18 protein-coding genes are annotated in these 17,683 nt (G+C 68.1%); 8 read left to right on the top strand and 10 right to left on the bottom strand.

What is annotated here, in order from left to right; translation table 11 throughout:
* Together FR943_RS08795 and FR943_RS08790 are read right to left on the bottom strand one after the other, a co-directional pair.
* Complete coding sequence (locus FR943_RS08795; RefSeq protein WP_217156059.1) at positions 1-1,746, bottom strand: glycerol-3-phosphate dehydrogenase/oxidase; 1,746 nt, start codon at positions 1,744-1,746, stop codon at positions 1-3.
* 42 nt (positions 1,747-1,788) lie between these two features.
* On the bottom strand, positions 1,789-3,204 hold the full coding sequence (locus FR943_RS08790) for an NAD(P)H-quinone dehydrogenase (RefSeq protein ID WP_217156058.1): 1,416 nt from the start codon (positions 3,202-3,204) through the stop codon (positions 1,789-1,791).
* A 41-nt stretch (positions 3,205-3,245) separates the two neighbouring features.
* Between FR943_RS08790 and FR943_RS08785 the strand changes: the two genes are divergently transcribed.
* Complete coding sequence (locus FR943_RS08785) at positions 3,246-3,713, top strand: gamma-glutamylcyclotransferase family protein (RefSeq protein ID WP_217156057.1); 468 nt, start codon at positions 3,246-3,248, stop codon at positions 3,711-3,713.
* Between the two features lie 67 nt (positions 3,714-3,780).
* Here FR943_RS08785 and FR943_RS08780 read toward each other — a convergent pair whose 3' ends face one another.
* The 3 genes from FR943_RS08780 to FR943_RS08770 all read right to left on the bottom strand — a co-directional run bounded on the left by FR943_RS08780 (position 3,781) and on the right by FR943_RS08770 (position 7,176).
* A complete protein-coding gene (locus tag FR943_RS08780) occupies positions 3,781-4,668 on the bottom strand; it encodes a type IV toxin-antitoxin system AbiEi family antitoxin domain-containing protein (protein WP_217156056.1) in 888 nt (295 codons plus the stop codon).
* A 160-nt stretch (positions 4,669-4,828) separates the two neighbouring features.
* Positions 4,829-5,995, bottom strand: a complete 1,167-nt coding sequence (locus FR943_RS08775) for a M20 family metallopeptidase (RefSeq protein WP_217156055.1) — start codon at positions 5,993-5,995, stop codon at positions 4,829-4,831.
* Positions 5,992-7,176, bottom strand: coding sequence for a M20 family metallopeptidase (locus FR943_RS08770; RefSeq protein WP_217156054.1), 1,185 nt, complete (start codon positions 7,174-7,176; stop codon positions 5,992-5,994). Before FR943_RS08770 ends, FR943_RS08775 begins: the two co-directional genes overlap by 4 nt.
* Before the next feature lie 47 nt (positions 7,177-7,223).
* Here FR943_RS08770 and FR943_RS08765 point away from each other — a divergent pair, with 47 nt between their 5' ends.
* Positions 7,224-8,015, top strand: coding sequence for a purine-nucleoside phosphorylase (locus tag FR943_RS08765; RefSeq protein ID WP_217156053.1), 792 nt, complete (start codon positions 7,224-7,226; stop codon positions 8,013-8,015).
* Positions 8,016-8,069: 54 nt separating this feature from the next.
* Positions 8,070-9,686, top strand: coding sequence for a phospho-sugar mutase (locus FR943_RS08760; RefSeq protein WP_217156052.1), 1,617 nt, complete (start codon positions 8,070-8,072; stop codon positions 9,684-9,686).
* A 3-nt stretch (positions 9,687-9,689) separates the two neighbouring features.
* Here the strand turns inward: FR943_RS08760 and upp are convergent, their stop codons facing one another.
* Positions 9,690-10,313 (bottom strand): uracil phosphoribosyltransferase, encoded by a 624-nt coding sequence (upp, locus tag FR943_RS08755; RefSeq protein WP_217156051.1) that lies wholly within the window; start codon positions 10,311-10,313, stop codon positions 9,690-9,692.
* 81 nt (positions 10,314-10,394) lie between these two features.
* On the opposite strand from upp, the gene FR943_RS08750 reads away from it, so the two are divergent.
* Together FR943_RS08750 and FR943_RS08745 are read left to right on the top strand one after the other, a co-directional pair.
* Positions 10,395-10,973, top strand: a complete 579-nt coding sequence (locus tag FR943_RS08750) for a sigma-70 family RNA polymerase sigma factor (protein ID WP_217156050.1) — start codon at positions 10,395-10,397, stop codon at positions 10,971-10,973.
* Positions 10,974-10,991: 18 nt separating this feature from the next.
* Positions 10,992-11,417: an SDR family NAD(P)-dependent oxidoreductase gene (locus FR943_RS08745; protein WP_275957440.1), complete on the top strand. Its 426-nt coding sequence runs from the start codon at positions 10,992-10,994 to the stop codon at positions 11,415-11,417.
* 91 nt (positions 11,418-11,508) lie between these two features.
* On the opposite strand, the gene FR943_RS08740 is transcribed toward FR943_RS08745, so the two are convergent.
* From FR943_RS08740 to FR943_RS08730, 3 genes are read right to left on the bottom strand one after another with little or no spacing between them, the layout of a single operon-like run.
* Positions 11,509-12,069, bottom strand: coding sequence for a hypothetical protein (locus FR943_RS08740; protein WP_217156049.1), 561 nt, complete (start codon positions 12,067-12,069; stop codon positions 11,509-11,511).
* Between the two features lie 24 nt (positions 12,070-12,093).
* Entirely contained in the window at positions 12,094-13,215 is a 1,122-nt protein-coding gene (locus tag FR943_RS08735) for a hypothetical protein (RefSeq protein WP_246584934.1), read from the bottom strand.
* 26 nt (positions 13,216-13,241) lie between these two features.
* Entirely contained in the window at positions 13,242-13,517 is a 276-nt protein-coding gene (locus FR943_RS08730) for a hypothetical protein (RefSeq protein ID WP_217156047.1), read from the bottom strand.
* Between the two features lie 198 nt (positions 13,518-13,715).
* Here FR943_RS08730 and FR943_RS08725 point away from each other — a divergent pair, with 198 nt between their 5' ends.
* Genes FR943_RS08725 through satS form a run of 3 tightly spaced genes read left to right on the top strand, consistent with a single transcriptional unit; the run spans position 13,716 to position 16,490 of the window.
* Complete coding sequence (locus FR943_RS08725; RefSeq protein WP_217156046.1) at positions 13,716-14,021, top strand: hypothetical protein; 306 nt, start codon at positions 13,716-13,718, stop codon at positions 14,019-14,021.
* A 2-nt stretch (positions 14,022-14,023) separates the two neighbouring features.
* A complete protein-coding gene (locus FR943_RS08720) occupies positions 14,024-15,148 on the top strand; it encodes a C40 family peptidase (protein WP_217156045.1) in 1,125 nt (374 codons plus the stop codon).
* Between the two features lie 58 nt (positions 15,149-15,206).
* Entirely contained in the window at positions 15,207-16,490 is a 1,284-nt protein-coding gene (satS, locus tag FR943_RS08715) for a protein export chaperone SatS (protein ID WP_217156044.1), read from the top strand.
* Between the two features lie 26 nt (positions 16,491-16,516).
* On the opposite strand, the gene FR943_RS08710 is transcribed toward satS, so the two are convergent.
* Positions 16,517-17,605, bottom strand: coding sequence for an adenosine deaminase (locus FR943_RS08710; RefSeq protein WP_217156043.1), 1,089 nt, complete (start codon positions 17,603-17,605; stop codon positions 16,517-16,519).
* Positions 17,606-17,683 lie beyond the last annotated feature (78 nt).

Genomic DNA, 17,683 nt, shown 5'->3' with positions numbered 1-17,683 from the left:
TCAATTGAGCGGTACGGGTTCGAGGATCTCGGCGCGGGCCTCGGGTGCGGCCTGACGCAGCGCGTCGGCGGACTGGTCGTCGGGCTGGGTCTGCGAGAGCACCTCGGCCTCGACCCGGGCAAGGTAGGTGGCCACCTCACGATCGACATCCTCGGCGCTCCAACCCAGCACCGGGGCAACGACTTCGGCGACCTCACGGGCGCAGTCCACCCCCCGGTGCGGGTACTCGATCGAGATCCGCATCCGCCGGGCCAGGATGTCCTCCAGATGCAACGCGCCTTCGGCGGCCGCCGCGTAGTGAGCCTCGACCTTGAGGTAGACCGGCGCAGCGGCGATGGGCGCCAACAATTCCGGCCGGCTCTCGGCCATCTGCAGCACCTCGCCGATCAGTGATCCGTAACGGTCCAGCAGGTGCCGAACACGATACGGGTGCAGCCCGTAGTGCTTGCCGACGGACTCGGTCTGATTGATCAGGGCGAAGTAGCCGTCGGCGCCCATCAACGGAACCTTCTCGGTGATCGACGGCGCCACCCGGGCCGGGATGAACTCTGCGGCAGCATCAATCGCGTCGGCCCCCATCACCCGGTAGGTGGTGTACTTGCCACCGGCGATGGCCACCAGACCCGGCGAGGGCACCGCCACGGCGTGCTCGCGGGAAAGCTTGGAGGTTTCCTCACTCTCCCCGGCCAGCAGCGGCCGCAACCCGGCGTAGACCCCGTCGATGTCGTCATGGGTCAGCGGGGTGGCCAGCACGGTGTTGACGTGCCCGAGGATGTAGTCGATGTCGGCCTTGGTCGCGGCCGGATGGGCCAGGTCGAGATTCCAGTCGGTATCGGTGGTGCCGATGATCCAGTGTGTGCCCCACGGGATCACGAACAGCACCGACTTCTCGGTGCGCAGGATGATCGCCACCTCGCTGACGACCCGGTCCCGCGGCACCACGATGTGCACACCCTTGGAGGCACGCACCCGGAACCGGCCGCGCTCCTTGGACAGTGCCTGGATCTCGTCGGTCCACACCCCGGTGGCGTTGACCACGACGTGGCCGCAGACCTCACCGACCGTGCCGCTTTCGGAGTCACGAATCTGCACACCGGTGACCCGGTCGCCTTCCCGCAACAACGCCACCACCTGCGTCGAGGTCCGCACCACGGCCCCGTAATGCGCGGCGGTACGCGCCACGGTCATGGTGTGCCGGGCGTCGTCGACAACGGTGTCGTAGTAACGGATCCCACCGATCAGCGAACTGCGTTTGAGCCCCGGGGCCAGTCGCAATGCTCCGGCCTTGGTCAGATGCTTTTGTGCCGGAACAGATTTCGCTCCACCGAGCTGGTCGTAGAGGAAGATCCCGGAGGCCACATACGGCCGCTCCCAGACCCGGTGGGTCAGCGGATACAGGAACGGCAGCGGTTTGACCAGGTGCGGCGCCAACGTCGTCAGACTCAGTTCCCGCTCGTGCAAGGCCTCGCGGACCAGACCGAACTCCAACTGCTCGAGATACCGCAGCCCGCCGTGGAACATCTTGGAACTGCGACTGGAGGTGCCGGAGGCGAAATCACGAGCCTCGACCAGGGCCACTTTCAGGCCGCGGGTGGCCGCGTCGAGCGCGGCGCCCGCGCCCACGACACCGCCGCCGATCACCACCACGTCGAACTGTTCGTTGGTGAGTCGTTGCCAGGCTTGCGCCCTTTGCTGCGGACCGAGGAGGGTTTGCCCGTCGCCCGGTGCTGAGATCGGGTCAGTCACGGTCCCCAGGCTACGTGGGCGCGGTCGGATCCGCCCGATTCTTCAGTCCAGGTCGTCGTGTTTCATCAACTGGCGCGCCGCTTCGGTGATCGAACCGGACAGCGATGGATAGACCGAGAAGGTCTGGGCCAGCTCGGCCACCGGGATGCCGTTCTGCACGGCCAGCGCGATCGGCAGGATCAGCTCGGAGGCGATCGGCGCCACCACCACACCACCGATCACCACACCGGTGGCCGGGCGGCAGAAGATCTTGACGAAGCCGCGGCGCAGGCTGGACATCTTGGCCCGGGCATTGGTGTTCAGCGGCAAGGTCAGGGTGCGGGCCGGCACCGAGCCGTCGTCGATCGCGGCCTGGGGCACCCCCACCGCGGCGATCTCCGGGCGGGTGAACACCGCGGCCGCGACGGTGCGCAACCGGATCGGGGCCACCGCCTCACCCAGGGCGTGGTACATCGCGATCCGTCCCTGCATGGCTGCGACCGACGCGAGCGGCAGCAGGCCGGTGCAGTCACCGGCGGCGTAGATGCCCGGTACCGAGGTGCGCGACACCCGGTCGACGTTGAGATAGTTACCGGGCCCGAGTTCGATTCCGACCCGGTCCAGCCCCAGGCCACCGGTGTTGGGCACGGAGCCGACCGTCATCAGGGCATGGCTGCCGTCGACGGTGCGGCCGTCGGCCATGGTGACCCGGACCCCGCTCTCGGTGCGGGTCACCGACTCGGCGCGAGCGTTCTTGACCAAGGTGACACCGCGTTCGGAGAACACTTCTTCCAGCACCGCGGCGGCGTCGGAGTCCTCGTGCGGCAGGATCTGGTCGCGGCTGGCCACCACCGTCACCGTCACCCCGAGCTCGGTGTAGGCGTTGACGAACTCGGCGCCGGTGACACCCGACCCCACCACCACGAGGTGCTCGGGCAGCGTGTCGAGGTCGTACAGCTGGCGCCAGTTGAGGATGCGCTCCCCGTCGGGCGCGGCGTTGGGCAGCACCCGCGGGCTGGCGCCGGTGGCGATCAGCACCACATCGGCGGTGAGTTGACTGACCTCGCCGTCCGGGCCGGTGACCTTGACGCGGTGCTGGGCCATGCCGGGGACATCGTCGATCAGCTCTCCGCGGCCGGCGATCAGGTCGATTCCCTCGCTGCGCAACCGCTCGGCGATGTCCTCGGACTGGGCCGTCGCCAGGGTTTTCACCCGCTCGTTGATCTGCGGCAGCGAGATGATGGACTGCTCGAAATCCAGTGAATAGCCCAGGTTGGGGGCGCGGCGCAGCTCCGTACGCACCCCGGTCGAGGCGATGAAGGTCTTCGACGGCACACAATCCCACAGCACGCACGCCCCGCCGATACCGTCGCAGTCGACGACGGTGACGTGCGCAACCTCCGGGCCGCGGGCGGCGGCGACCAGCGCCGCCTCATATCCGGCGGGTCCACCGCCGATGATCACGATGCGGGTAGCCACTGGACCAACCTAACCAACTTCGCCGATTAAGCTGTCTTACCGTGCCGCTGTACGCCGCGTATGGATCCAATATGCACCCGGAGCAAATGCTCGAACGGGCTCCGCACTCGCCGATGGCGGGTACCGGGTGGCTGCACGGCTGGCGATTGACGTTCGGCGGTGAGGACATCGGCTGGGAAGGTGCGCTGGCCACCGTCGTCGAGGACCCGCTGTCGAAGGTGTTCGTGGTGCTCTACGACATGACCCCGGCCGACGAGCAGTCACTCGATCGGTGGGAGGGCTCCGAGCTCGGTTTCCACAAGAAGATCCGCTGCCGCGTGCACCGGCTCTCGTCGGACACCAGCACCGACCCCGTGCTGGCCTGGCTGTATGTGGTGGACGCCTGGGAAGGCGGCCTGCCCTCGGCGCGCTATCTCGGGGTGATGGCCGACGCCGCGGAGATCGCCGGGGCGCCCGACACATACGTGCACGATCTGCGCACCCGCCCCGCCCGCAACATCGGGCCCTAACCTTTGCAGCGCGAGCGTGCGTGTCTGTTGGTGGGCGCGCCGCACTTCACCAACACTTTGCGCGCCCTCACGCCGCGCGAGCGTGACTCAACTGCGCATTGATCCTCGCCACCATCTCCCGTTGGCCGTGGCGGACATCCTCGAACACAATCGAGATGACGGTCCAGCCGATGTCCATCAGAGCCGCGGTCCGTCGACGGTCATCACGTAGTGCATCCGGATTGCCGTGCCAATCCAGGCTGTCGTATTCGACGGCGACGCTGTCCTGTGGCCACGCGAAGTCGACGCGCCTGAGCTTGCCATTCCCGTCGATCACCTCGAACTGCAGTTCCGGAGTCGGCAGACCACCGTCGAGCATGACGAGCCGGGCCTCACTTTCCATCGGTGACTCGGCGCGCCCATCGGCCAGCGCGATCAGGTTGCGGACGTTGACGATGCCGCGGCGACCGGCCTGCTCCAGAGCCGCCCGCCACAGGTCCGTGCGGGTACAAGTGCCGCTGCGCAGCGCGGCGTCGAGGGTGGCCAGGGCCCGCGGGCGGCGTAGGGCACGAGCCACCTCGATGGCCGTCCACGCCGGCGCGGTCACGTATCTGCCGTCGACGCACGTCAACGGTGCGCCGTCACGACGATGAACCACCAGGCCGTCGGCCGATCGCAGCTGTCGTTCCGGCGGGTTCAGCACGTGCAGGTCAGACGATCCTTCGGTGTCGAACCCGTGCAGGGCCGCCGCACTGGCCAGACACAACGGCACCTTCTTGCCGCAGGCGAAGTCCAGACCGTGCAGGAGCATCTGCTCCGTCGGTTCACCCAAACAGTAGATGCCGTGCCAAATTCGTTCCAGCACACCGGAATCAACAGCGCGTTCGAAGGAGTGACGGCTGATGGCGGCCAGGATCTGAGCACTGGTGGCCACCCCGTTCTGCGCGTCGAACAACCGGATCAGTTCTGCGTCCATGTCGACGATGGTCGTTGCTGCGCAACGGCTTCGGAAGAAGCACTATGCGGATCTGTGGATGAAATGCGATCTGTGCACAACCGGCAGGGACGAGCGTGCGCATGGTGTCGCCCGCGCGCGGCGTGTTCGAGGCAGACACGCACGCTCGCCGTGCCAGAGGTTACGCAGAGGCCGCGACGAGGTTGACCATCGTGCGCACCCCCACACCGAGGGCCCGCTCGTCGATGTCGAACGTGGGCTGATGCAGGTCCAACTGTGGCCCCTGGCCACTCCACACCCCGAGCCGACCCATCGCCCCGGGCACCTCTTCGAGGTACCAGGAGAAATCCTCGCCGCCGCCGGACTGGTGGGTGTCGGCGAGCACCTTGGGACCGATCGCCTCGATCGCGTGGGTGAGGATGCGGGTGGACACCTCTTCGTTGACCACCGGGGGCACGCCCCGCCGATAGTTCAGGGTGTGGTCGATGTTGAGCGGGGCCAGCAGCGCCGTAACCACTTCCTCCACAATCGATTCCAGCGTCAGCCAGGTGTCGCGGCTGGCGGTGCGGATCGTACCGGCCAGGGTGCCGATCTGCGGGATGGCATTGGCGGCCACCCCGGCGTTGACCGCACCCCACACCATCACGGTGTCGTGGCGGGGGTCGACGCGCCGCGACAGCACCCCGGGCAGCCCGGTGATCAGGGTGCCCAGCCCGTAAACCAGGTCACCGGTCAGGTGCGGCCGGGAGGTGTGCCCGCCGGGCGAGTGCAGGGTGATCTCGATGGAATCGGCCGCCGAGGTGATCGGCCCGGGTTTGGTGGCCACCCGGCCCACGGCCAGCCGGGGATCGCAGTGCAGGGCGAAGATGCGGCTCACCCCGCTCAACACCCCGGCGTTGATCGCGTCGATCGCACCGCCGGGCATCAGCTCCTCGGCGGCCTGGAACAGCAGCCGCACGCCCACCGGCAGTTCCGGCACCGACGACAGCGCCATCGCGGTGCCCAGCAGGATCGCGGTGTGCGCATCGTGCCCGCAGGCATGCGCGACGTTGGGCACGGTCGACGCATAGGACGCACCGGTGCGGTCGGCCATCGGCAGGGCGTCCATATCTGCGCGCAACGCGATCCGCGGACCGTCCTCGGGCCCGAAGTCGCAGGTCAGGCCAGTGCCACCGGGCAGTACCTTGGGGTTAAACCCGGCGTCAGCGAGGTGAGCGGCGACGAACTCGGTGGTGGCGAACTCCTGACGACCCAGTTCCGGATGAGCGTGCAGGTGCCTGCGCCAACCGACGAGCTCGTCGTAGTTCGCCGACAACCACCGCGCCGCGGCGTGCGACAACACGCTCATCGCGCCTGCCTCCTCTGCTGTGCTTGCAGCACCCGATCCCGCTCCGCCGGATTCTCGGCGAGCTGAACCACGGTGCGGGCCAACATGATCGCCCCTTCCAGCACGGCCTTGTCCGCACTCGGCCCCACCGCCGCAGCAGTGAATGCGGGCTGATGAATCGCCGCGCCGCCCGAGTCGATACCGATCACCGGATGGATGCCGGGCATCACCTGGCTGATGTTGCCCATATCGGTACTCCCCAGCGGCACGCTCGCCTCCACGTTCTCCGGCAGCGGGCTACGACCGAGGCGCAGCATCTCGGCACGGATGATCTCCGACAGCCACCTATCGGGGACCATCTCGGCGTACGCCGGGGCGATCTCGGTGACCTGGTGCTCACACCCGGTGGCCAGTGCCCCGGCCGAAAAACAGCCGGCCATCCGGTCTTCCAGCGCCCGCAGCGCCGTCATGTCGGCGGCCCGCATGGTGTAGCGCATCTCGGCGCGGCCCGGAATGACGTTGGTGGCCTGCCCGCCGTCGGTCACGATGCCGTGCACCATCTGCCCCGGCGCCAGCTGCTGGCGCAGCAGCCCGATGGCCACCTGCGCGACAGTGACGGCGTCGGCGGCGTTGACCCCCAGATACGGCGCCACGGCGGCGTGCGACTCGCGTCCGGTGTACTCGACCGTCACCTCCGAAAGGGCCAGTGAGTGGGCCGCGGCGATGTCCACCGGCCCCGGGTGCAGCATGACCGTCGCGGCGATGTCCTCGAAAACCCCGGCCTCGAGCAGCAACACCTTGCCGCCGCCGAGCTCTTCGGCGGGGGTGCCGACGAGCACCACGGTCAGGCCCAGCTCGTCGGCCACATCGGCCAGAGCCAGCGCCGTGCCGACCGCCGAGGCCGCGATGATGTTGTGCCCGCAGGCATGCCCGATCTCGGGCAACGCGTCGTATTCGGCGCAGACCCCGACCACCAGCGGACCACTGCCGTAGGACGCCCGGAAAGCGGTGTCCAACCCGCCGGGCGCGGCGGTGATCTCGAAGCCGTATTCGGCCACCAGCGCCTGCGCCTTCGCGCAGCTGCGATGCTCGGCGAAGGCCAGCTCCGGCTCGGAGTGGATCGAATGGGAGAGCTCGATGAGATCGCCACGACGCCGGTTGATGGCGTCTTCGACGCTCAGGGAGGCGGTGGCCGACGGCATCTTCGCAGTATCTCACTGCCAGTTCATGCCGGTTAAGCTCGCCTATCGTGACCGATCACCAGCCGTTCGCCACCTCCGCTGCCGCGATCGCCGAGCGCACCGGTGTCGAGAGCCACGACGTGGCCGTCGTCCTCGGTTCCGGCTGGGCACCGGCGGTGCCCGAGCTCGGCCGGCTGGTCGCCACCGTGCCGATGGCCGAGATTCCCGGCTTCACCCCGCCGAGCGCGGCGGGGCACGTCGGCCAGGTGTATTCGGTATGCACCGGTGAGCACCGGGTCCTGGTGCTGGCCGGGCGCATCCATGCCTATGAGGGGCATGACCTGCAGCATGTGGTGCATCCGGTGCGGACGGCGGCCGCGACGGGCGTGTCGACGGTGGTGCTGACCAACGCCGCCGGCGGCCTGCGTCCCGAATACCAGGTCGGCCAACCCGTGCTGATCAGCGACCACCTCAACCTCACGGCACGTTCTCCGCTGGTGGGGGCGCAGTTCGTCGACCTGGTCGACGCGTACTCGCCGCGGCTGCGGGCTCTGGCCCGCGAGATCGAGCCGTCTCTCGCCGAGGGCGTCTACGCCGGGTTGCCCGGCCCGCACTACGAGACCCCGGCCGAGATCCGGATGCTGCGCACCCTGGGCGCCGACCTGGTCGGCATGTCGACGGTGCACGAGACGATCGCCGCCCGCGCCGCCGGACTGCACGTGCTGGGGGTGTCGATGGTGACGAACCTGGCGGCCGGGATGACGGGCGAGCCGCTGAGCCATGCCGAGGTGCTGGAGGCCGGGCGCCAGTCCGCGACCCGGATGGGCGCGCTGCTCGGGGCGGTCATCGCGCGGCTGTGACCCGCATCCGCACAAGGCGGCGTACTCCGCCGCCGCTGCGGGCACACTTGGGTCATGACCACGATCGCGACCGCCGCCGCCGATTGGATCGCCCATGACCCTGACCCGCAGACCGCGGCCGAACTGGCCGCCTGCAGTCCCGAGGAGCTCGACCGCCGGTTCAGCCGGCCGCTGACGTTCGGCACAGCCGGATTGCGCGGGCCGCTGCGGGGCGGGCCGGACGCGATGAATCTGGCCGTCGTCATGCGCGCCGCGTGGGCTTTGGCCCAAGTGCTCAAGGACCGGTGCCTGGGCGGCTCACACGTGGTGGTGGGCCGCGACGCCCGGCACCGCTCCGACGAGTTCGCGCTCGCCGCCGCCGAAGTGCTGGCCGCCGAAGGTTTCGATGTGCTGCTCATGCTGGCCGCCGTTCCGACGCCGGTGATCGCCTACACCGTCCGGCACCTGCCCGCCGCGGCCGGCATCCAGATCACCGCATCGCACAACCCGCCGACGGACAACGGCTTCAAGGTGTTTCTCGACGGTGGGATGCAGATCGTCTCCCCCTCCGACAGCGAGATCGAGGCAGCGATGGCCCGGGCCCCGTACGCCGACGAGATCCCCAGGGCAGCAGTCGAAGTCGGTGGCCTGCGGCAGATCCATGGTTATGTCGAGCGGGCCGCCCGGGTGCGGCGCAGCACCGGTTCGGTGCGGGTGGCGCTGACCCCGCTGCACGGTGTCGGCGGTGAGTACGCCCTGGATGCGTTGGCGCTGGCCGGCTTCGACGACGTCCACGTCGTGGAGGATCAGTTCACACCCGATCCGGACTTTCCCACCGTCAGCTTCCCCAATCCAGAGGAGCCCGGCGCGGTCGATGCGCTGCTGTCGCTGGCCGCAGCAGTCGACGCCGAGGTCGCCGTCGCGCTGGACCCCGATGCCGACCGATGCGCCGTCTGCGTGCCCAGCCCGGATGGCTGGCGGATGCTCTCCGGCGACGAAACAGGTTGGCTGCTGGGTGATTACATCCTGTCCCAGCTGGAACCCGGCCCGGTCAGCGAAGCCGCCCTGGTGGCCAGCACGGTGGTGTCCTCGAGGATGCTGGCAGCCATCGCAGCCGCGCACGACGCCCAGCACGCCGAAACCCTCACCGGGTTCAAGTGGTTGGCCCGCGCCCAGCGCCCCGGCAACACCTTGGTCTACGCCTACGAAGAGGCGATCGGATATTGCGTCGATCCGGCCGCGGTGCGCGACAAGGACGGCATCAGCGCCGCGATCCTGGTCTGTGATCTGGTGGCTGCCCTGCGTGATCAGGGCCGCACCCTGCTCGACGCTCTCGACGCCCTGGCCAGGACCCACGGTGTGCACGTCACCGGCGCGGTGAGCCGGGTGGTTGACGACGCCGAGACCGCGATGATGCGTCTGCGGGCCACACCGCCGCGCGAGCTCGCCGGGTTCAGCGTCGGCGTCGAAGACCTGCTGGATCGTCGCGGCCAACAGCGCACCGACGCCCTGGTCTTCACCGGCGACGAGGGCGGCACCTCAATCCGGGTGGTGGTGCGCCCGTCGGGAACCGAGCCGAAGCTCAAGTCCTACACCGAGGTCCGCTGCGCCCCGACCGACGATCTGGACACCGCCCGGGCCCACGCCGAAAAGCTGAGCCGGGAACTCATCGACGCCGCGACGCGCTGGTAGGGGCTACCGCGGGCCGAACTGCCGATCTCCGGCGTCGCCGAGACCCGGCACGATGTAGGCGATCTCGTTGAGCCCCTCGTCGATGGTCGCGGTGATCAACCGCATATCGGGGGCGATCTTCTCCAGCGCGGCGATGCCCTGCGGGGCGCACACCACACACACCGCGGTGATGTCGTCGGCCCGACGTTCGCGCAGCAGGCCGATGGTGTGGGCCATCGACCCGCCGGTCGCCAACATCGGGTCGAGCACGAACACCGGCCGGCTGCTCAGGTCGTCCGGCAGCGAAGCCAGGTACGGCGTCGGCTGGAACGTCGTCTCGTCACGGGCCATCCCGACAAAGCCCACCTGCGCTTCGGGGATCAAGGCGTGCGCCTGGTCGACCATGCCCAACCCGGCGCGCAACACCGGCACCAACAGCGGCGGATTGGCCAGCCGCGACCCCGTGGTGTCGGTGACCGGGGTGCGCACCGGGATCTGTTCGGACGCCGCGTCGCGGGTGGCCTCGTAGACGAGCATCAGGGTCAGATCACGCAGCGCCGCCCGGAACCCCGCGTTGTCGGTCCGTTCATCCCGCAGGGTGGTCAGTCGCGCAGCAGCCAGCGGGTGGTCGACGACACGCACATCCATGCGCTGACCTTAAACCCCACGGATACGGACCACGGGTTTTCAAGGGTCCGCCGCGGGGGTGCCCGAATCAGGCTGGGGACCATGACCGAACTCAGACCGCCCGGCCGGCAGACCCTGGCAGCCGAGTCCGACGCGTCGCTGGCGGCCCGGTTCGCCCGCGAGGCGATGCCCTTTCACCCGGTCCTGTTGCGCACCGCGCGGCGGCTGACCCACAGCCAGGCCGACGCCGAGGACCTGGTGCAGGACACCCTGATGAACGCCTACGCCGGTTTCCGGCGCTTCGAACCTGGCACCAACCTGCGGGCCTGGCTGTTTCGCATCCTGCACAATCGGTGGATCAGCACCCACCGGATGAAGCAGCGGCGTCCGGACGCTTTCGCGGTAGGCGAGTTCACTGACAGTGACATGCTCAGCCACGCAACCTATTTCGCAAATTCCGAACGTTCGGCTGAAGAGCGCGCCCTGGAGTCACACTGCGACGATCGGATTCGCGAGGCGTTGGCGACGCTACCCGAGGGGTTTCGCACCGTCGTGTACTACGCCGATGTCCAGGGATTCACCTACGCCGAAGTTGCCGCAGTCATGGAAGTGCCTGTCGGAACGGTGATGTCGCGCATCTCGCGGAGCCGCGAACGACTGCGCACCGCACTGAGCGCCTGAACACAGCGAAAGGAAATCATGGAATCCACATCGACAGAACTCGACGGCTACCGGGCATTGGTCACCGGCGGCTTGGGCGGCATGCTGGAACGGGGCCGTGGCAGCATCGTCAACGTCACCTCCATGGTGGCTTCCAAAGGGGTGCCCGGCGCTTCGGCCTACAGCGCGTCGAAAGCCGCGGTGGAATCGTTGACCCGCACCTGGGCAGCCGAATTCGGGGGCGGCGGGGTGCGGGTCAACAGTGTGGCGCCCGGTCCCACCCGCACCGAGGGTGTGGCCGCGCAGTGGGGCGAGACGAACGAGGAGCTCGGCCGCGCGCTGCCGCTGGGCCGCACTGCCACCCCGGAGGAGATCGCGCAGGCCGTGCTGTTCCTGAGCTCGCCGCGGGCCGGGTTCATCACCGGCTCGACGCTGCACGTGGACGGCGGCGGCAGCGCCGTGTGAGCGCTGAGCGCGCCGATTTCTACCGCAGGGCGGTCATCCCGGCGTGCGAGCAGCCCTCAGGTAGAAAGCGGGCACACGCTGCAAGTGAATTTCAATCCTCCGGCCACAGTTTCGCAGCGAAAAGGAATATCCCCCAACTGAATCCCGCGCCGTACTGGTCACCGTTCCACGGGAAAACGTACTGCTCGTGCGCGGGAAGGTAGTGCTCGAATGGGAGCGACTGATCGCGAAGCGTGAGCGAACCGAAACGCTCCTCGAACCCAGACACGCCAGTACTCCAGGGGGCGACGGCGGTCGGGTCATTAACCGTAGGAAGCCCACCCCGAACTTGTTGGTACCGAACCGAGCGAAGTAACCCGGACTCGTCCCCAGCCGCTGTGAAGTCAAAATCAGGCCACAACAGACTGGTGCACGTCAGCGAAATAGCATCTGGGTCCGCGCCGACAAGCGACTTCAGTCTGGTGAAGCGTGATGATTCGTCAGCAAGGTCGTTGACGACGCGACCGCCTATGCTTTCCGCAGCCTCCAGCGAAAGGTCGTACTCGGACAGCTTCGCTTCGATATCGGCACGTTTGGGGAGCATCCCTAGCTTCATGGAAGCCAGTACGTAAATTTCGAAATCGAAAAACGTACTCGACTGAATTGCACTCATCTTCACCTCTTTACTTCAGTCTACCTAGCCGATGTATGGCAAAAATTGCATGAGATCGCCTCTGAATACCTGGACTGATCCGTCGGGGAATACTTGCATTGCTACTCGCTGCTGCAACATAGCGGGCAATACCATCTTTGTTCCGTCCGGAAGATTAGCTATCCCGCCCGTCGCACCATATGCAGTTCTTGACGCGATGTTGGCGGCCTCTGCTGCGTCGGCCTGGCTGAGATGCAGGGCGGTCACCCTCTGAGCCAACGTCTCATTCTGGGAGACGCCAGTGCCCTTGGGGATTGCAGCGACTTCGTTACCAATCCGGGTGGCGGTCGAGGTTAGGTCCCCGCCGGTACCGCCGCTGGTCGAGGCCCCGTCGGGTTGGATACCGAAATCCGCGAGCCTGGCTCGCAGTGCGGCTTCCTGAGCTTCGAGCGACGCTAATTCGGTTTGGCATGCGCTGTACTGCGGCGGCGGCAGCGGACCGACGATATTCACGGCACATCGGGAGTTGTAGGAAGCGATATCAGCTTGCAGCTTTTCCCACGCAGCCAACGCCTGCTCTTTGGTGAGAAGTCTCGGATCGTCAGACAACGGTGATTGTTTGAAGTCGCTGCCGAAGCTGGCTGCGTGGATGGTTGCGCCGCCGCCCTCGAATCGAATCCCATCAAGGTCGGCGGCCTTCTCACTGAGTCGGCGCCCGACCAGAGCATCAGCTTGCACCAATTGCTCGCCTCGCCACTGGATCGTCTCGGCGTGCGCTGTCATCGCCATGTGTCGAACTCTGGTTTCCAAGACGTCTATGCGGCGAGTGTCGGTAATCGACAGGTCTTCAGCGACACTGAAGCCATCGCTTTCAGCGTCACCGATAGCGCCCAATGCATCACGCTTCGCGGCCTGGAGATCAACGGCGCCTTGCTCGGCGATGTCGGCAGCTTCGTTCGCTATTGCGCTCTGACGATCGACAACCGAAACATCTGCGCCAACCAGATCGACCGCGGCGTCCTTGGCATCACCTGCCCAATCAGCGCTCTTGACGGTCTGATGAAACTCATCGAACAGACGGCGTGATTGGCTGGCCTGCGAACGCAACCACGCGGCCGTGTCAGTGAGGTGCTGGGTCTGCCAACCATCGATCAGAGAGCGGGTCAAGACCGGACCTGAATCCGCGGCCGGACTCATATCGTCTTCGTGATGCTGGCGGCCGAACCATCATCGGTGCGGCGATAGACGGCGCTGGCCGCCTGGATGCGATCGGCATGTTCGATCCCGCGTGCGGACTGAGCGCGTCGAGCTGTCGTCACCGACTCACGTATAGCAGCAACTCCGGCGTGGCTGGGCTGACTAGCGCGGTTGCCGCCACCTTCCGAACCGTTCACAAGGAGGTCAGCCATATCTGCACCACTCGCTGCAATCGCATCTAATTCTGCAGCGTTAACCGACAGATCTGCCATCTGCGCCCCCTCGACCAGAACAGAGGGCCTAGACGCTACCCACTGACGAGCACGCCCAGTATCGCCCAGATCACGAGGATGAACTCCCCTAATTTCGGCCCCTGCTATCGCAAGGCGAGGCTGCCTGATGAGCGCCGAACCCACAAACGCTCACAAAAGCCAATGGAACCGAACGGCACCGGCGTGCGTCCTAACCGCATGCCCGCCGACACCCTGCGCGCCGATCTCACGGCCATCCGCGCCCTTGGTGACGCCCTGACCCGGCACGCCACCGACCTCGATCAGCTGGCCGCTGCCCTGCGCGCGATGCCGTCACCGGCCGCCGCGCTCGGCCCGGTCGGCGAACGCTTCGTGACCGCCTTCATCGAGGCCGTCGGCCGGCACAGCGACGCGGTCCTGGCCCTGGGGACGGACACCGCTGCGGGCGCCGCCCGTGCCGGCGCTACCGCCGCCCAGTACGCCGCGGCCGGTCAGCGGGCCGCCGAGCTGCTGCCCCGGGTGTAGCCGTGCCCACCCGGTCCGTCGCTGTGCTGGCCGCGCCGCTGTACGAACTGCGCGATCTGGTGGGCCCCGGTTGGACCGCGCCCGGCCCCACCGCGGGGCTCGACCACGCCCACGCCGCGCTGTCGGACATTGCCGCCGCGCTGGGCCGGTCCTGGGAGCGTGCCGCCGCCGGCTGGTCGGGCGCCGGAGCCGGGGCGGCTGCGGGCTTCACCGCCGACACCGCGACGACAGCCATCGGGCTGGCCGACGACGCACAGCGGCTCAGCAGCGCAGCCCAGGCGGCGGGCGCGGCGGTGGCCCGGGCCGGGGCACGGCTGCAGGCCATCATCGACCGGTTCGAACAACGCGCCGCGGCATTGGCGGCCCACCTGGACGAACCCGGGGTGGCACAGGAACTGCAGGCCGAGGCCCAACGCGCCACCACTGAGGCCCAGGCCGTCGTCGAGGAGCTCCGCACCGAACTGGACCAGCAGACCGGTGCCATCACCGCCCCGGCCGCCGGCTCACCGTCGGCGGCCGGGATGCACCCCCGGACTGCTGGATTCTCGGCGGGGTCAGGCGGCCTCGTCCCCGCCTCGTCGGGGTCCCCGGCGGCGCCGGGCCTTTCCGGGCTGTCAAAGCTAGCCGGGCTGTCAAACCTGGCCGGGCTCTCAAGTCTGGCCGGCGGCTGGGGCGAGCAGCCCGAGGCCATGGTGTCCGACGCGGGACTGCGCGACCCCGGCATGTTCGGCGCGGGCGTGACGGTCCAGTTGCCCGACGGCAGCACCGCCGTGGCACCCAACGCCGTGGCGGCCGACGCGGTGCGCCACGCCCTGACACAGTTGGGGGTGCCCTACCGCTGGGGCGGCACCGCACCTGGCGTCGGCCTCGATTGCAGCGGGCTGACCCAGTGGGCCTATCACGAAGCCGGACTGGACATTCCGCGACTGGCCCAAGAGCAGGACATCGGTAAGGCGGTGTCGGCGGGGTCGTTACGGCCGGGCGATCTGGCGGTGTGGGACGGCCACGTCGCGATGATCGTCGGAACCGGCACGATGATCGAGGCGGGCGACCCGGTCAAGCTCTCCCCCATCCGCACCACGAATGCCGGGCAGGGCTTCCAGGGGTTCTGGCGGCCGACGGTGTGAGCCGCGAACCGGAGGCAACCTGAGTGGGCGTCCAGGGCACCCCACTAGGCTGTGCCGCATGGCTGCTGACATCGTGCCGGTCCGGCTCGGTCTGACCAAGGGCGACCTCTACACACTGTGGGCTCCGCGCTGGCGGGACGCCGGTGACGAGTGGGAGGCTTTCCTGGGCGAGGGCGACACCCTGTTCGGTTTCGAATCGGTCGCTGACCTGGCGGCGTTCGTCCGCACCAACACCGACAACGACCTGGCCGATCACCCGGCCTGGGGCAAGCTGACCGCGGCCAACGCCCACAAGCTGCAGCCCGCCGACGACCGCGAGTACGACATCGTCGGCATCCCCGAACTGGTCGCCGCCAAGCCGACCGAGGAGTCCGTCGCCACCCTGCATCGCACCCTGGTGATCGTGTCCTCGATCGGCTCCGTGTGCGAGCTGGCCGCGATCAGCAAGTTCTTCAACGGCAACCCGGTGCTCGGCACCGTGGGCGGCGGCCTGGACGGCTTCGCCGGCCGGTCCGGTCGCAAGCGCTGGGCCGAGATCGAGGCCGTCATCGGCCGGGGCTGGGACGGGGTGCTCGACGCCATCGACGAGATCGTCACGGTGCCTGCGGACCTCGACGCCGACGCGGTCAAGAAGGCCGAGGACGAACTCGCCGAGGATGCGCCCGATGAGGACGAGGACGATCTCAGCGTCGCCGACGACGACGAGGACACCGAAGCCGAGGACGACGAGGACGCCACCTCGGCCACGGACGCCCCGGCGCGCAGCATCGCCGACACCGCGGTGCTGGGCGACGACGAGGACTTCTGGCAGAAGGTCGGCATCGACCCGGTGCGCATCATGACCGGCTCGGGCACCGTCTACACCCTGCGCTGCTACCTCGACGACGAGCCAGTGTTCCTCGGTCGCAACGGACGCATCAGCGTGTTCAGCTCCGAACGCGCGCTGGCCCGCTATCTGGCCGACGAGCACGACCACGACCTCTCGGATCTGGCCACCTACGACGACATCCGCACCGCCGCGACCGACGGCTCACTGCGGGTGGAGGTGTCCGAGGAGAACGTCTACGTGCTGTCCGGTATCGCCGACGACCTCGCCGACGGGCCCGACGCCGTCGACCACGACCAGCTGGAGCTGGCAGTCGAGTTGCTGCGCGACGTCAGCGACTACGCCGAGGACAAGACCGTCGACGAGACACTGGCCGGCACCAAGGCGCTCGGCAAGTACGTGGGATACCTGCTCGGCGACGAGGGGGCCCGCAAACCCGAGGCTCCGTACGCCCAGGCCGTCGAGCAGTGGGAGGCGCTGGAGCGTTTCGTGGAGTCACGGCTGCGCCCGGAGTAGTCCGGAGCAGACGGAGCGGTGGCCGCTCAGCCGACCAGCACCGCGTAGCGGGGTTTGATCACCTCGTCGATGATGGCCAGCCGTTCGTCGAACGGGATGAACGCCGATTTCATCGCGTTGATGGTGAACCGCTCCAGGTCACTCCAGCCGTAGCCGAACGCCTCGACCAGCCGGGTCATCTCCTGGCTCATACTGGTGTCGCTGATCAGCCGGTTGTCGGTGTTGACGGTGACCCGGAACCTCAGCCGCGCCAGCCGGTCGAAGGGGTGCTCGGCGATGCTGGGTGCGGCCCCGGTCTGCACGTTGCTGCTGGGGCACATCTCCAGCGGAATGCGTTTGTCGCGCAGGATCGCCGCCAGCCGGCCAAGCTTTTGGGTCCCGTCCTCGAGCTCGGTGATGTCGTCGACGATGCGCACGCCGTGCCCCAGCCGGTCGGCGCCGCAGAACGCGATGGCCTCGTGTATCGACGGCAGGCCGAATGCCTCGCCGGCGTGAATGGTGAAGCGCGCGTTGTTGCCTCGCATGTACTCGAAGGCGTCGAGGTGACGGGTGGGCGGGTAACCGGCCTCCGCCCCGGCGATGTCGAAACCGACAACCCCCTTGTCCCGGAACCGGATTGCCAGCTCGGCGATCTCCCGCGACCGCGCCGCGTGACGCATCGCGGTGACCAGGCAGCGCACCGTGATGGCCCGCCCCGCGGCCGCGGCCGCCTTCTCGCCGTCGGCGAAGCCGGCCAGCACCGCGTCGACCACGTCGTCGAGCGAGAGACCGCGGTCGATGTGCAGCTCGGGGGCGAACCGGATCTCGGCGTAGACGACGTTGTCGGCGGCGAGGTCCTCGACGCACTCGTAGGCGACCCGGTGCAGCGCATCGGGGGTCTGCATCACCCCGACGGTGTGGGCGAACGGCTCCAGGTACCGCTCCAGCGACCCGCTGTGGGCGGCGGTGCGGAAGAACGTCGCCAGTTCGTCGGCGTCGGTGGCGGGTAGCTCGTCGTAGCCGTATTTGCCGGCCAGGTCGAGCACGGTGGCCGGCCGCAGCCCACCATCGAGGTGATCGTGTAACAGGGCTTTGGGAGCGTGCTGGATCTTGTCCAGACTCAGCGGCGTACTCATGTCCCCATCATCCGCGCCGGCGGCGTCTCCAACCGGCGAACGTGCGTGTCTGTCCGCCGGCGCGCCGGTGAACATCGG

This window comes from [Mycobacterium] fortunisiensis (assembly GCF_019050325.1).
Lineage (GTDB): Bacteria > Actinomycetota > Actinomycetes > Mycobacteriales > Mycobacteriaceae > Mycobacterium > Mycobacterium fortunisiensis.
The sequence above is the reverse complement of the archived record's forward strand: the minus strand, read 5'-3'. Positions and strand labels throughout refer to the sequence as shown.